The organism is Pseudomonas sp. CAM1A (genome assembly GCF_047501685.1).
Taxonomy (GTDB): domain Bacteria; phylum Pseudomonadota; class Gammaproteobacteria; order Pseudomonadales; family Pseudomonadaceae; genus Aquipseudomonas.
On the sequence record NZ_JBFNXP010000002.1, the window covers coordinates 640,314 to 654,776 of the forward strand.

Annotated in this window: 11 protein-coding genes; 1 reads left to right on the forward strand and 10 read right to left on the reverse strand. The window is 65.4% G+C overall.

The features are described 5' to 3' along the window. Positions 1–708 precede the first annotated feature (708 nt). The 8 genes from ABZO33_RS06785 to ABZO33_RS06820 form a co-directional block, all read right to left on the reverse strand. Positions 709–1,653: a carbohydrate kinase family protein gene (locus ABZO33_RS06785; RefSeq protein WP_414535369.1), complete on the reverse strand. Its 945-nt coding sequence runs from the start codon at positions 1,651–1,653 to the stop codon at positions 709–711. 41 nt (positions 1,654–1,694) lie between these two features. After that, positions 1,695–3,185, reverse strand: coding sequence for a xylulokinase (gene xylB, locus ABZO33_RS06790; protein ID WP_414535370.1), 1,491 nt, complete (start codon positions 3,183–3,185; stop codon positions 1,695–1,697). A 16-nt stretch (positions 3,186–3,201) separates the two neighbouring features. Beyond that, positions 3,202–4,671, reverse strand: a complete 1,470-nt coding sequence (locus ABZO33_RS06795) for a mannitol dehydrogenase family protein (RefSeq protein WP_414535371.1) — start codon at positions 4,669–4,671, stop codon at positions 3,202–3,204. Positions 4,672–4,682: 11 nt separating this feature from the next. After that, on the reverse strand, positions 4,683–5,795 hold the full coding sequence (locus ABZO33_RS06800; RefSeq protein ID WP_414535372.1) for an ABC transporter ATP-binding protein: 1,113 nt from the start codon (positions 5,793–5,795) through the stop codon (positions 4,683–4,685). A gap of 180 nt (positions 5,796–5,975) precedes the next feature. Beyond that, a complete protein-coding gene (locus ABZO33_RS06805; RefSeq protein WP_011533227.1) occupies positions 5,976–6,809 on the reverse strand; it encodes a carbohydrate ABC transporter permease in 834 nt (277 codons plus the stop codon). Positions 6,810–6,819: 10 nt separating this feature from the next. After that, on the reverse strand, positions 6,820–7,743 hold the full coding sequence (locus tag ABZO33_RS06810; RefSeq protein ID WP_414535373.1) for a carbohydrate ABC transporter permease: 924 nt from the start codon (positions 7,741–7,743) through the stop codon (positions 6,820–6,822). A gap of 71 nt (positions 7,744–7,814) precedes the next feature. Next, entirely contained in the window at positions 7,815–9,125 is a 1,311-nt protein-coding gene (locus ABZO33_RS06815) for an ABC transporter substrate-binding protein (RefSeq protein ID WP_414535374.1), read from the reverse strand. Positions 9,126–9,355: 230 nt separating this feature from the next. After that, complete coding sequence (locus ABZO33_RS06820) at positions 9,356–10,261, reverse strand: AraC family transcriptional regulator (RefSeq protein ID WP_414535375.1); 906 nt, start codon at positions 10,259–10,261, stop codon at positions 9,356–9,358. A gap of 366 nt (positions 10,262–10,627) precedes the next feature. On the opposite strand from ABZO33_RS06820, the gene ABZO33_RS06825 reads away from it, so the two are divergent. Continuing rightward, on the forward strand, positions 10,628–10,924 hold the full coding sequence (locus ABZO33_RS06825; protein ID WP_414535376.1) for a DUF3077 domain-containing protein: 297 nt from the start codon (positions 10,628–10,630) through the stop codon (positions 10,922–10,924). A gap of 84 nt (positions 10,925–11,008) precedes the next feature. On the opposite strand, the gene ABZO33_RS06830 is transcribed toward ABZO33_RS06825, so the two are convergent. Beyond that, positions 11,009–12,688: an alpha-keto acid decarboxylase family protein gene (locus tag ABZO33_RS06830; RefSeq protein WP_414535377.1), complete on the reverse strand. Its 1,680-nt coding sequence runs from the start codon at positions 12,686–12,688 to the stop codon at positions 11,009–11,011. Next, positions 12,685–14,439, reverse strand: coding sequence for a flavin monoamine oxidase family protein (locus tag ABZO33_RS06835; protein ID WP_414535378.1), 1,755 nt, complete (start codon positions 14,437–14,439; stop codon positions 12,685–12,687). The genes ABZO33_RS06830 and ABZO33_RS06835 overlap by 4 nt, the downstream gene beginning before the upstream one ends. Between the last annotated feature and the right edge of the window lie 24 nt (positions 14,440–14,463).

Here is a 14,463-nt window from a genome sequence, read left to right on the forward strand (position 1 = left end):
GCACTCTTTTTATCTTTGATCACGTTGCACATGCGGTGGTTGCCGTATGGTCTAGGCGGAGGGGCAGAAGATGTTCGAATCTAAGCCGAAGGAGGCGTTTCTAGCTGCTGAGCATGACGTACCGGGGGCCGACATGGCCTTTCTTCAGCTTGTGCACACTGACATTGCCAAGAACCCGGAGGGAATCCAGCCCATACCGTCTTCGTTGTTGAGTCGGGTGGCTTATCTTCGGAGCAAGGCGCAGGTGAATCGTGAGGAGCAGGCTCGACAGGCTTAGACAGGTTATCGTCGAGTTGAGGGATAGATAATGGCTTGGCTGTTTGTCGTGTGCGTAGCGCTTGGCGTGTGCTCGGCATTTGTCTTGCGCGCCAAGTGTTCAGGCCCGCGTCTCGGCTACGGGTTGTTTTGTATTTGTCTGATTTATAATCTGTTCTTTATCACTTACTACATGAGAGTCCTGGAGTTTGACCGGTTTTTGTTTTTTGGGTATCAGCCGGAGTTTGTCAGGGAAAACATCATTGTAGGGTGGGCGGCGTTGGCTGGGGTGCTTCTGCATTGTGGGGCAATGCCTTCTAGACGCAGCGCTTGAGTGGTTGGAGTGGTTGAGGCCGTGATGGTGGTTTGGGCTGAAATCGCTGGGACCGCTTTGCGGTCCTTTCGCGACGCAAGACCGCTCCCGCAACGAGGGGCGGCGGTGTCTATCTTGGGTTAGGCTATTGGCGGCAGCTCATGGTCGAAGGGCAGATTCGGGCCTGTTCGGGAGCAGGTGATTGCTGCGGCATGGATCGCGTAGGCGAGGATCGCATCGATGGTTTCATGGGGGAGATTCGCCACGCCGGCCGGGCTGTCTGCTCCGATGCGTGCCATGTAGGCAAGCACCGCCGCTTGGAAGGTATCACCAGCACCCACGGTGTCGCTTACCGGCAACGAAGTATCCGCCGGGCGCTGCCATGAGCCATGCGCGCAATGCACACTGGCACCGTCAGCACCGTGAGTGACAAAAACCAACCGGCAGCGCTCGTTCAGCCAGTCACGTGCTACGTCATAAGGCTCCTGACTTGGATAGAGCAAGGCAATATCTTCCTCACTGGCCTTGATCACATGCGCATGCCCGGCAAACGCTTCCACCTGCCGCCGCCACAACGCCACATCCGGCTGCGGATTGAGCCGCACATTCGGATCCAGGCTGATCAGCCGCCGGTCGCGCTCGCGCTGCACCAGCGCCAACAGCGTATCGGCCACGGGCTGCACCACCAGGGTGTACGAACCCACATGGATTCCCCGCACACGCTTATCCAGCACCGGCAGATGCGCCAGTGTCACCTGCCGATCCGCACAGCCTTCACCACGAAACTGATACTGCGCCGAGCCATTGGCATCCAGCCCGACCATAGCCAGGGTGGTCGGCGCATCGCTGGTCACCACATAGCGGCAGTCCACCCGTTCCTCTTCCAGCACCCGCCGCAGCCGGGCACCGAGGTAGTCGCTGGACAACCCGCCGAACAACGCCGATTCCACGCCCAGCCGGCGCAGGCCGACGGCCACGTTGAACGGCGAGCCGCCGGCAATCGCGGTAAACCCCAGCTCGCTGCTGCGGTTGCTGTTTTCCAGGCTGAAGACATCGAACAGGGCCTCGCCACACACCAGGTACATGCAGTTCTCCAGAACGATAGATAAGGGCAGGATACCCGCACTCAGCGCGCAGGCAGTTGCTCCCGGTAACGTTGATAGGCGGCCTCGTACTCGGCCTGTTGCGCCGGGCGGGGCAGGGTGCGGGTGCTTTCGTCGAGGGCGACGCAGCGCTCGCACAAGGCTGCGAGGCTGTCGCCTTGGCCCAGCTGGCGGCTAAGGCTCCAGGCGGCCTGGATTGCGGCGCCCAGGGCGGCGGCTTCGGTCTGTTGGGGGCATACCACCGGCAGGCCGAGCAGGTCGGCTAGCACCTGGCGCCACAGCGGGCTTTTCGCCGCGCCGCCGACCAGGCGGATTTCGCTGCCTGGCAGGCCGCTGGCGCGCAGCAGGTCGAGGCCGTGACGCAGGCTGAAGCAGGTGCCTTCGAGCACGGCGCGGCAGAGGTTGGCGCGGGTCAGGTTGGCGCTGGTCATGCCGTGCAGGCTGGCCGTGGCTTCGGGCAACGCGGGCACGCGCTCGCCGTCGAAGAACGGCAGCATCAGCAGGCCGTCGGCGCCGATCGGGGCTTGGGCGGCGAGCTCAGTGAAACGGTCGAGGTCGAGCTCCAGCAGGTCGCGCACCAGGGCGCAGGCGCTGGTGAGGTTCATGGTGCAGATCAACGGCAGCCAGCCGCCGCTGGAGGCGCAGAAGGTCGCCACTTCGCCCAAGGCTCTGACGTGGGGCTGGTCGGCATGGGCGGCCAGGGTGCCGGAGGTGCCGAGGCTCAGGGTGATCATGCCGGGGGTGATATTGCCGGTGCCGATGGCGCCGAGCATGTTGTCGCCGCCGCCCGTGGCCACCCATGTCCGTGGGCTCAGGCCGAGGGCAGTGGCGGCCTGTTCGCGCAGGGTGCCGATGCAATCGCCGGAGTCGACCAGTTCGGGTAGCGCGGCCAAAAGACGTGTGCCTGGCTCGATGTGCTGAAGGACATCGGGCGCCCAGGTGCGGCGGCGCACATCGTAATAGCCGGTGCCGGAGGCGTCGCCGGGCTCCGTGCAGGCGCGACCAGTCAGCCAGTAATTGAGGTAATCGTGGGGTAGCAGGATATGGGCGAGGCGGGCGAACAGCTCGGGATATTGGCGCTTGGTCCACAGCAATTTGGACACGGTATAGCCCGGCGCGATCACCAGCCCGAGGCGTTCGAGTGACCCTTGTGCACCGCCGAGGGCATCGAGCAATTCTGCGTTCTCGGGCGCGCTCTCGGTGTCGCACCAGAGCTTGGCCGGGCGCAGTACCTGGCCTTGGGCGTCGAGCAACACCAGGCCATGTTGCTGGCCGGATACCGCCACGGCGCGGATCGCCTGGCCATTTACGCCAGCTTCATGCAATGCAGAGGATACCGCAGCACCCAAGGCCTCTAGCCAATCGGCCGGGTCCTGCTCGCGCCGGCCATCGCGACCTTGGGGTGGGGCATGGGCGGCGCTGCCCAGGCCAATCACCTGGCCGCTGCCGGCGTCCAGCACCAGGGCCTTGGTGCCCTGGGTGCCGCAGTCGATGCCGAGGAACAGTCCGTCCATTTTAAAGGCCTCCGTGTCAGTCGCCGAGGACCTGGCGCAGGGTTTCACTCACGCCGATTTCGCGCAAGCTGTCGTACAGGCGCTCGAAGGCGCTGACGAAGGCTTTGGATGCGGGGATGGCCGTGCCGAAGATCGCCTCGTCGCCGAGCACCCGGGCGGCCAGGCCGTCGCGCTGCGCCATCCGTGCCTGGCAGTCGGCGGCGCGGGGGTCGGGGATGCTGTAGCGGGTGCCGTGTTCGTCCTCGCCGCGCAGGTACAGGGCCCAGGCGGCCACCACCAGGGCCACGCGCTCCAGGGGCTTGTCGTCGGCGATCAGGCGGTTGGCGGTGGGCACGATGAACTTGGGGAATTTCGACGAGCCGTCGGAGCACACGCGCTCCAATTGGTCGGCGATGGCGCGGTTGGCGAAGCGCTCGGTGAGACTGTGCTTGTAGCGCTCAAGGTCGATGCCCGGCACTGGGGCCAGTTGCGGGGTTACGTCCTGGTCCATGAAGGTGCGCATATAGCGGCGCAGCAGCGGGTCGGCGAGGGTTTCGTGGACGAAGCGGTAGCCTTGCAGGAAGCCCAGATAGGTGAGGGCCAGGTGGCTGCCGTTGAGCAGCTTGATCTTCATTTCCTCATAAGGCGTGACGTCGTCGGTGAACTGCACGCCGACCTGCTCCCAGGCCGGGCGGCCGGCGACGAACTTGTCTTCCACCACCCATTGCAAAAACGGCTCGCACACCACCGGCCAGGCATCGTCGACGCCGTGGCGTTCGAGCAACTGCTGGCGGTGGGCGGGGCTGGTCATCGGGGTGATGCGGTCGACCATGGCATTGGGGAAGCTGACGTGGCCGTCGATCCAGCGGGCCAGGTCGTGGTTCTGCAGGTGGGCGAAGGCCAGCAGGGCTTTGCGGGCGACGTCGCCGTTGTGCGGGAGGTTGTCGCAGGACATCACGGTGAACGGCCCGCTGCCGTTCTCGCGGCGGCGGCGCAGGGCTTCGCAGAGGAAGCCGAACACGCTTTGTGGGGCTTGCGGATTGGCCAGGTCGTGCTGGATCTGCGGCAGGTCGGCGCGGAATTCGCCGGTGCTGTCGTCGATGCAGTAGCCGCCTTCGGTGATGGTCAGCGAGACGATGCGAATGCCGGGTTCGGCGAGCTTGGCCAGCAGTGCTTCGGCGCCGTCCTCGGCCAGCAGCATGCCGTTGATGGCGGCGATCACGCGGACTTGGGTGTCGGGTTGGTCGCCCAGTTCGAACAGGGTGTAGAGGTGGTCTTGCGCGGCCAGGGCGTCGCGCATGGCGCGGTCTTCGCGGCGCAGGCCGGCGCCGCAGATGGCCCAGTCGTGGCCTTCGCCCAGGTTCATCAGGGCGTCGGTGTAGGCGGCCTGGTGGGCGCGGTGGAAGCCGCCGACGCCGATGTGCACGATGCCCTGGCGCAATTGGGCCGGGTCGTAGCTGGGGCGGGCGACCGCCAGGCGGGGGAGATTGTGCTGGTTGAGTTTCATCCTGAAGGTCCTTAGGCCGCCTGTTGCAGGCGCTTGTCGAGGGCTTGGCCGTTGCTGTCGAACAGGTGGCAGTGGGCGGGGTCGAAGGTCAGTTCCAGCGCCTCACCAAACCCCGGTGCGAAGTCGCCGCGCACGCGCACGGTAAGCATCTCCCCCGAGGCGGCGCGCACGTGGCAGTAGCTGTCGCTGCCCAGGCGCTCGCTGACATCGGCAGTCACCTGCAGCGAGCCCTGGGTACCTTGTCCGGCGCGGTCGATGTTCAGGTGTTCGGGGCGGATGCCCAGGGTCACCTGGCTGCCGGTATGCAGCTCGCCCGCGCACAGCGGCAGGGCGATACGGGCGCCGCATTCGAGGGCCACCTCGCACTGGTTGCCCTGGTTGCGGCTCAGGTGCCCACGCAGGAAGCCCATCTTCGGCGTCCCCAGAAACCCCGCAACGAACAGGTTGGCCGGATGGTGGTACAGCTCCAGCGGCGAGCCTACCTGCTCGACGCGCCCGCCGTTGAGCACCACCACCTTGTCGGCCAGGGTCATCGCCTCGACCTGGTCGTGGGTCACGTAGATCATAGTCGCGGCCAGCTCCTGGTGCAGGCGCGCCAGTTCCAGGCGCATCTGCACGCGCAGGGCGGCGTCGAGGTTGGACAGTGGTTCGTCGAACAGGAAGATCTTCGGGTTGCGCACGATGGCGCGGCCGATCGCCACCCGCTGGCGCTGGCCGCCGGAGAGCTGGCGCGGCTTGCGTTCGAGCAGCGGTTGCAGCTCGAGTATGCGCGCGGCGTTGTCGACCTTGGCGGTGACTTCGTGCTTGGCGACGCCGGCCAGGTCCAGAGCGAACGACAGGTTCTTGCGCACGGTCATGTGTGGGTACAGGGCGTAGGTCTGGAACACCATGGCCAGGTCGCGCTTGGCCGGGGCGGTGTCGGTGATGTCGGCGCCGTCGAGGGTGATGCTGCCGCTGCTCACTTCCTCGAGGCCGGCGATCAGGCGCAGCAGGGTGGACTTGCCGCAGCCGGAGGGGCCGACGAACACCACGAACTCGCGGTCGCGCACGTCCAGGTCGATGCCCTTGATGATGGCGTGGCCATCGAAGCCTTTGTGCAGGTTGCGGATTTTCAGGTCAGCCATGGTGGGTGTCCTTGTCAGAGCCGTGGAAAGGGAGGCGTGGAAAGGGGCTGGCGTGGAAAGGGCTGGCGTGGGAGCGGGCTTGCCCCGCGATGCAGACGGCGCGGTGGATGGCACCGGCGTAGCCGGTGATCGCGGGGCAAGCCCGCTCCCACGCCATACGCGAAATCAGGCGCGTCGGGATCATTTGACGGCGCCGAAGGAGAGCCCGCGCACCAGTTGCTTTTGGCTGATCCAGCCAAAGATCAGGATCGGCGCGCAGGCCAGGGTCGAAACGGCCGAGAGCTTGGCCCAGAACAGCCCTTCGGGGCTAGAGTAGGAGGCCACCAGCGCAGTCAGCGGCGCAGCGGCGGACGAGGTCAGGTTCAGCGACCAGAACGCTTCGTTCCAGCACAGGATCAACGACAGCAGCAGCGTCGAGGCCAGCCCGCCGCGGGCGATCGGCAGCAGCACGCGGACGATCTCCTGCCAGGTGCCGGCGCCGTCCAGGCGCGCGGCTTCGAGGATGTCCACGGGGATGTCCTTGAAGTAGGTGTACACCATCCACACCACGATCGGCAGGTTGATCAGGGTGTAGACGATGATCAGCGCCAGGCGCGAATCGAGCAGGCCGAACTGCTTGGCCAGCAGGTAGATCGGCATCAAGACGCCCACCGGCGGCAGCATCTTGGTCGACAGCATCCACAGCAGCGTGCGCTTGGTGTGGCGGGTTTCGAAGAAGGCCATCGAATACGCCGCCGGTACGGCGATGAGCATGCACAGCAGGGTCGCCGAGAAGGAGATCAGCACCGAGTTCCAGGCATAGGCGAAGTAGTCGCTGCGCTCGTTGATATGCAGGTAGTTCTCCAGCGTCGGCGCGAAGATGAACTGCGGCGGCGTGGCAAAGGCGTCCAGCTCGGTCTTGAAGCTGGTCAGCAGCATCCAGAAAATCGGAAAGAAGATCACCAGGGCGATGGCCCAGCACAGCAGGCCGAGCAGGGCGTTCTTCAGGGTGCGGGTTTGCTTGAGTGTCAGCATGGCGGGCTCCTCAGCTGCGCGCGGTGAGGTTCTTGCCGATCATGCGGACCAGCACGATGGCGGCGATATTGGCAATCAGCACGGCAATCAGGCCACCGGCCGAGGCCATGCCGACGTCGAACTGCAGCAGCGCCTGGTTGTAGATCAGGTAGGCGAGGTTGGTGGACTCGTATCCGGGGCCTCCGCTGGTGGTGGTGAAGATCTCGGCGAACACCGAGAGCAAAAAGATGGTCTCGATCATCACCACCACGGCGATCGGCCGGGCCAGGTGCGGCAGGGTCAGGTGCCAGAAGATCGCCAAGGGGCCTGCGCCATCCAGGCGCGCGGCTTCCTTCTGTTCCTGGTCCAGCGACTGCATGGCGGTCATCAGGATCAGGATGGCGAACGGCAGCCACTGCCACGACACGATGAGGATGATCGACAGCAGCGGGTAGTGCGCCAGCCAGTCCACCGGTTGCGCACCGAACAGGCGCCACACGGCGGCGAGGACGCCCGACACCGGGTGGAAGATCAGGTTCTTCCACAGCAGCGCGCTGACCGTGGGCATGATGAAAAACGGCGAGATCAGCAGCACCCGCACCACACCGCGGCCCCAGAACTCGCCGGCCTCCAGCAATGCGGCGATCAGCACGCCGAGCACCACGCTGATCGCCAGCACGCTGCCGACCAGGGTCAGGGTGTTGAGGGCGCCGGGCATGAAGCCGGCGTCGGTGACGAAGAAGGCGAAGTTCTCCAGGCCCACGAATTGGTTTTCGCCGGGGTACAGCAGGTTGTAGCGGATCAGCGAGAAATACAGGGTCATGCCCAGGGGCACGATCATCCACAACAGCAGCAGCGCCACCGAAGGGCTGACCAGGAACCAGCCGGGGCCGACGCGGCGTTTGCCGGGGCGCGCGGTGGCGAGGCTCGGGGTATCGAGGGCCGATGTGTTCATGGCGACTCCGTGTGCAGCAAAAAGGGGCGGTCACCGCGCCGGGGTGCGGCGCGGTCGGGGAGCGCTGCGGGTTACTTGGGGTAACCGGCGCGCTTCATCTCGCGTTCGGTGGATTGCTGGGCCGAGGCCAGCACCTGGTCCACTTTCATCTGCCCGGTCAGCGCGGCGGCGAACAGCTTGCCGACCTGGGTGCCGATGGCCTGGAACTCGGGGATGGTCACCAGCTGGATGCCCACGTAGGGCACGGGTTTGAGGGTGGGGTGGTTGGGGTCGACGCGCTTGAGTGATTCGAGGGTGACCTTGGCGAATGGCGCGGCGGCCAGGTACGCATCGCTGTAGGTCGAGGCGCGGGTGCCGGGCGGCACGTTGGCCACGCCTTCTTTTTCTGCTACCAGCTTGCCGTAGGCTTCGGAGGTGGCCCAGGTGGCGAACGTCCTGGCGGCGGACTTGGATTTGGAACTGGTGGGGATCGCCAGTGCCCAGGAATACAACCAGGTCGCGCCCTTGTCGGTGACTTCCTTGGGCGCGAAGGTGAAGCCGACCTGATCGGCGACCTTGCTCTGGGTCTTGTCGGTGACGAACGAGCCGGCGACGCTGGCATCGACCCACATCGCGCACTTGCCGCTGTTGAACAGCGCGAGGTTTTCGTTGAAGCCGTTGCTGGAGGCGCCGGGCGGGCCGTATTGCTTGAGGGTGTTCACATAGAAATTCAGCGCGTTCTTCCATTCGCTGCCGCTGAATTCGGGTTTCCACTGCTCATCGAACCAGCGCGCGCCGAAGGCGTTGGCCACGGTGCCGATCAGCGCCATGTTCTCGCCCCAGCCGGCCTTGCCGCGCAGGCAGATACCGTACTGGCCCTGGTCGGGGTGGTTGAGCTTGGCGGCGAACTCGCCGAGCTGGGTCCAGGTCGGTTGCTCGGGCATGCTCAGCCCGGCTTTTTCGAACAGGTCCTTGCGGTAATAGGTGATCGAGGCTTCGGCGTAGAAGGGCAGGGCGTACAGCGTGCCGTTGGCCGAGAGGCCATTGCGTACCGAGGGGAACACGTCGTCGAGGTTGTAGTCGGCGGGCAGGTCGGTCATCGGCGCCAACCAGCCCTTGGCGCCCCACAACGCGGCTTCGTACATGCCGATGGTCAGCACATCGAACTGGCCGCCCTGGGTGGCGATATCGGTGGTCAGGCGCTGGCGCAGCACGTTCTCTTCAAGTACCACCCACTTGAGCTGGATGTCCGGGTGCTGCTGCTCGAACACCTTGGCCAGGCGCTGCATGCGGATCATGTCGTTGTTGTTGACCGTGGCGATGGTCAGGGTGTCGGCGGCCTGGGCATGCAGCGGCAGGCTGAGGCAGGCGGCGGCCAGGCAGGCCTTGATCGAGTCGTTCATCAGTGAACTCCCTTATTGTTTTTGTATCGCTCGGCGCTGATTACACCTGTGCACGGCGACGCCGACAAAGCCTCGCCTGCACCTTGGCTGATACTTTTTTGCAGTGGGTGTGGAGTGTCTGTAGGAGCGGCTTCAGCCGCGATCACCCACGGAGTGGGTGCCAGACACCGCAGCGCCTGCATCGCGGCTGAAGCCGCTCCTACAGGTTCCCACCCAGATACCGGGCAAAATCAGGCGCGGTTCTGCTCGGTCAGTCGCTGGGTCACCAGGCTGCGGTAGTCGGAAGGGGTCATGCCCTTGAGCTGCAGGAAGCGCCGGTTGAAGTTCGACAGGTTGCTGAACCCGGATTCGAAGCACACCTCGGTCACCGGCAGCTCGCCCTTGGCCAGAAGCTCGCACGACTTGCTTACCCGCAGCCGGTTGACGAACTCGACGAAGCCACGCCCGGCGGCCTGCTTGAAGAAGCGCGAGAAGTAGGTCGGCGTCATCCCCAGATGCTCGGCCACCTCGTTCTGGCTCAGGTCCTGGGCGTAGTGCTGGAAGATGTAGTCCACCGCCCGGTTGATACGCTCGACATTCTGCTCGTCGGCCAGCTGCGAGGAGGTGACGGTGGACAGCAGCTGGTAATCCTCGCAGGCGGCCAACTGCTCCATGAGGATAAAAAAGTATCCCAGGCGGGTCATGCCGCGGCTGTCGGCGATACGTTGCAGCAACTGGCGGCTGTCCTGGATCAGTGCCGGATCGCGGAACTCGATGCCATAGCGCGCCCGGGCCAGCAGCGGGGCCAGCAGGGTGAGTTCGGCGAACACCTGGCCGCCGTCCTCGAGCACCTCGTCGGTGAAGTTGACCAGCATGTCACGCTTGCCCACCACTTCGTCGGGGCCGACCTGGCTGATCCAGTTGTGCGGCAGGTTGGGGCCGGTGAGGAACAGCGTGTCGGGGGCGAAGTTGCCGATGTAGTCGCCGATGAACACCTTGCCGGCGCTGGCGACGATCAGATGCAGCTCGTATTCCTTGTGGAAATGCCAGCGCACCAGCGGGCTGGGGAAGCCGTGCTGGCGGTAGATCAGCGAGGCGCCTTCGTGGTCGTCCATCAGCTCGTAGGACGGGTCGGTGACTTTGCTCGTTCTGGGCATGGCGGTGGCTGGGCCTGGAGGGGCGAGGTGTCATCCTAGCCTGAAGTGGCGGAGCAGGGCAGCGCACATTTCTGTAGGCGCATGCCCTGCGATGGACCTATACGGCCGCGTGCTCAGGCAAATTTTGTAGGTCCTACAGCTATTCTTCCGTTGTTCGTGTAGTCCTTTTCCTAAAGGTAGCTTTTCCACCCGCCGGCCCGTTGTGGCGAGTGGGTAGGCCCTTTAGTCTCGCCCTGCTCGTCGTGTTTCGCCGTCCGGGGTTGGCCGGGCCTTTGGGCAGAGCACCGCGCAAGGATCGCGCGGTTTGGCCCGCTGGCCCCGGGCGGTGAGACGCGGCGGGCTCTTTCTTTTTTCAGGGGGTGGGTCATGGACAAGGACGAACAAGCAAAGGGCAGCGGCGAACTGAAAATCGTCAGCCTGGTCGGCCGCACCAAGCGGTACTCGGTGCGCGACTGGGTGCAGGCGATCCCGGGGTTGCCGACCGAGGACGTGCTGCGCGAAACAACGATCATCCTGGGCTGCATCACATCGCTGACGTACCAGGCATTGAGCCAGCCGAAAGAGGCACAGACGCTGATGCGCGCAACGTACTACCTCAGTGGCATGGCCAAGGCGATGATCGATGGGCAACTGCCGGCAAGCAAAGGGCAGGGTGACGGTTGAGCCGCACTGCCAGCGCAAGAGCCGCTTTCGAGCAATCGAAAGCGGCTTTTTGTTTGGCGGCAGGTAGGACGATCAGCCGTGCAATCAACTCACCCCGGCCAACCGCTTGATCTGCTCGGCAAAGTCCTTCTCGGCAATCTTCACCTCCACCAGTACCGGCCGCTGCACCACCATCAGCAACTGCGGCAGCAAGCGTTCCAGCTCGTCCACCGTTTCCACTCGATACCCCAGCGCGCCATAGCCGCTGGCCAGCGCCGTATAGTCCAGCGCAGGCAGGGTATCGAACGGCGCGAACTCACCCTCGGGCGTGAACGCGTCGGGGTCGACGAAGGCCTGCTCGATCGCATACACCTGGTTGCTCATCACGAACACCACGGCATTGACTTTGTTGCGCGCCAGCGCCGCCAGCGACTGGCTGACCATCATGAACCCGCCATCGCCGGCCACCACCACCGGGCGCCGGCCGCTGCCCAGGGCCACGCCCAGAGCGCAGCCGGTCTCGTGGCCGAGCGAGCCCCAGATGGCGTCGGAGATGAAGCTGCCGCGGGGCATGCCGTTGATGTTGCTGGCCACGTACAGCGACGAGCTCTCGCCGAGGATCAGCGTGCAGGTCTGCCACAGGCGGTGCTCCTGGGCAAAGTCCACCAGGCTGTCGAAGAAGCTCGCATAGCTCAGCGCGCTGGGCACCGCGCCGCTGCCCAGCAGCGGGCGCGAGGCGGCCAGGGCCGTTCCCGGGCGGGGGAACTGGGTGTCCACCTTCAGAGCCTTGAGCAGGGCCTCGACGTAGTCGGGCAGGCGCACGTTGGGGTAGTAGTCGGCACCGGCGCGGGCCAGCTCGCAGTTCACCTGGACGATTTCGCCATAGCGGGCCTTGAGCAGGTCGAGGTAGTCATCGGTGAAGATCACCCCGATGGCCAGGATGCAGTCGCAGGCATCCACCCGGGCCGAAGTTTCCGGGCGCGAAGCGGGGCCGGCATAGGTGCCGATGAACGGCGCCTGGCTTTCGTCGAGCACGGTCTTGGCGTCGAGGGTGGTGGAGAACGGCAGGCCGCAACTGTCGATCAGGCGTTGCACGGCGTCTTGCAAACCGTAGCGGATGATCTCCACGCCCAGCAGCACCAGCGGCTGGCGCGCCGTGGCCAGGCGTTGCACGCTGGCCTCGACCAGGCTCTGCAGGGCCTGGGGGTTGGACGGGCGCGGGGCTGGGGTCAGCTGGCCGTGGGGGCGGCTGACCTCGGCGCCCCAGATGTCCTGGTACGCCTCCAGGTAGATGGGCTGGCGGTGGGTGAGGGCGGCGATCAGCGCGTTGTCGATCTGCCACGGCGCGCGGTGCGGGTCGGAGAGGATCTCGCAGGCCACGGTCACCTGCTCCAGCACGTTGCGGTCGGCCTCGAAGTTGCCGGTGGAGTGATGGAACAGCACGTTCTGGGCATTGGCCTTGAGGCGGTCGCTGGTCGAGGGGCTGGCGGAGATCACCACCACCGGGTTGCGCTCCACGTAGGCACCGGCGATGGCGTTCACCGCGCTGAAGGTGCCCACGCCGTACTGCAGCGACACCGCGCCCAGGCCGTGCACCCGGGCATAGCCGTCGGCGCTGTAGGCGGCGCCCATCTCGTATACCTCACCCACGGCGTCGATGCCGTCGAAGGCGTCCAGCGCGCTCATGAAGTTCGAGCAGTAATCCCCCGGCACCTGGAACACCTTGTCCAGGCCCAGCTCCTTGAGCCGGGTCAGCAGGTAGTCGGCCACGGTAAAGGTGCTCATGGCTTGACCCCCGCGCAGATGGCCTGGGTGATGGCTTCGAGCACCTGCGGCGCGTGGCCGGGCATGGGCGGGGTGGCGTAGTCGATCTCTTCCGGTGCCGGGGTCGGCAGCAACTGGTAGCTGGCCGGCAGCCAGTTGGGGCGCGGCAGTTCGAAGAACTCCTGCAAGGCGGACTCGGCGGTGGTCAGCGCGCCCTCGACCCAACCCTGGCCATAGGAATACGCCTCGCCGACGATGAACACCTGCTGGTCCTTAACCGGGTGGCGCATCTTCTGGATGATCAGGTCCAGGCGGTAGTTGGCCTTCCACTCGTGCCAGCCGCCGCCGTAGGGGTCGGCGTCCCAGGCGTGGTACACGGCGCTGTAGGGCGCCGGCAGCTCGACCTGGGCGTGCAGCTGGGTGACCTGGCGCTGGGCGATGCGCACCATCTCGTCGCTGATCTGGAACTGCGTGCGCGGCACCACCGCGTCATTGGCGATGCGCCCTTCGAGGCTGCGCGGGGTGTAGCCGACGAACTCGGGACCGTCTTCCAGGCCTTTCCAGAACGGCACGGTGCCGATGTCGTTGTAGGAGGCCATCAGCAGCGAGTTGAAAGTGTTTTCGCCACCGGCCTGATCGCACTCCGTGCCCATGTAGTAGCACTGGCGGATTGGCAGGTCGGTGACCGAACGCCCGGCCACCAGGCCCAGGTTGCGCCACCAGGGTTGCTCATAGGCCAGGAACAGCTTGAACGCCGACTGCACCAGCACCGAGCCGAGGTTGTCCTTGAGCCACGGGTCGTCGAACAGTGGCGAGTCGATCAGCTCCAGCGCGCGGCGCGGCAGGGCGAGGATCACCTGGCGGGCGTGGACGATGTCCTCGCCTTCGAGGTCGTGGGTCTTGCCGTTGACGGTCTCGGTGTGGCGCAGGTGCAGGCGGTAGGGGTACTCGGTGTCGTCGCTGTAGCTCAGGGCGGCCAGGCGGCGGTTCATCTGGATGCGCTGGTCGGCGGGTACCAGGCCGCCGGCCTGTTCGCTGAAGCGCTGGGCCAGGGTCAGCGGCAGGCTCTGGAAGCCATCCTTGAGCGTGCGGAACACGGTGGCGTCGCTGTACTCGGTGGCCGGCAACTGGGTCACGGCGCTGGCGTTGGCGACGTTGGCCTCGTAGCCGCCGGCGTCCTTCATGAACTGGTAGCCCTCGTTGCTCAGCACGCGGTAGAGCAGATCCCAGAAGCCATAGCGCCAGATCGGCTTGCCGAACACCTGCACCTGCATCTGCTCGGCCAGGCTCAGCTTGTCGAAGCCGGGGTAGATGCTGTTCATCACGTTGACCTGGAGGTCTTCGGGGTTGTAGCCGCGTTCGGTCCAGCCCAGGTCGTAGGGGATCTTGTGCGGCGCTTCGACGAAGTCGCGGAAACGGAAGCGCTGGCCACGCAGGTAGAACAGGTTGTCCTGGGCGCCGATGGGCGCGTCCTTGGGCAGTTCGTTGCCCATGGGGAAGTCCTGGCTCGGCAGGCCCAGATGCTGCACCAGGGTGTCGACCATCACATGGCCATCTGCGCCGGGCATGTAGCGCATGCCGCCCACCTCGGCGACCACGTTGGGCAGGCCAGGCAGCTTGACGCTGAACAGCCGCCCGCCGATGCGGTCGCCATATTCGAACAACTGGATACGCATGCTGTCGCCATGAGCCTGTTGCAGGCGCCAGGCGCTGTAGGTACCGGAGACACCGCCGCCGATGATGGCGACGTCCAAGGGTTGGGTCTGGCTCATCGCAAATTCCCTTTTGTTGTTGTG

Bases quoted from the DNA above. Each gene is read 5' to 3' on its own strand.
- ABZO33_RS06785 (WP_414535369.1), bottom strand. From the start codon at position 1,653: ATGTACCTGGTGTGTGGCGAGGCCCTGTTCGATGTCTTCAGCCTGGAA.
- xylB (WP_414535370.1), bottom strand. From the start codon at position 3,185: ATGGACGGACTGTTCCTCGGCATCGACTGCGGCACCCAGGGCACCAAG.
- ABZO33_RS06795 (WP_414535371.1), bottom strand. From the start codon at position 4,671: ATGAAACTCAACCAGCACAATCTCCCCCGCCTGGCGGTCGCCCGCCCC.
- ABZO33_RS06800 (WP_414535372.1), bottom strand. From the start codon at position 5,795: ATGGCTGACCTGAAAATCCGCAACCTGCACAAAGGCTTCGATGGCCAC.
- ABZO33_RS06805 (WP_011533227.1), bottom strand. From the start codon at position 6,809: ATGCTGACACTCAAGCAAACCCGCACCCTGAAGAACGCCCTGCTCGGC.
- ABZO33_RS06810 (WP_414535373.1), bottom strand. From the start codon at position 7,743: ATGAACACATCGGCCCTCGATACCCCGAGCCTCGCCACCGCGCGCCCC.
- ABZO33_RS06815 (WP_414535374.1), bottom strand. From the start codon at position 9,125: ATGAACGACTCGATCAAGGCCTGCCTGGCCGCCGCCTGCCTCAGCCTG.
- ABZO33_RS06820 (WP_414535375.1), bottom strand. From the start codon at position 10,261: ATGCCCAGAACGAGCAAAGTCACCGACCCGTCCTACGAGCTGATGGAC.
- ABZO33_RS06825 (WP_414535376.1), top strand. From the start codon at position 10,628: ATGGACAAGGACGAACAAGCAAAGGGCAGCGGCGAACTGAAAATCGTC.
- ABZO33_RS06830 (WP_414535377.1), bottom strand. From the start codon at position 12,688: ATGAGCACCTTTACCGTGGCCGACTACCTGCTGACCCGGCTCAAGGAG.
- ABZO33_RS06835 (WP_414535378.1), bottom strand. From the start codon at position 14,439: ATGAGCCAGACCCAACCCTTGGACGTCGCCATCATCGGCGGCGGTGTC.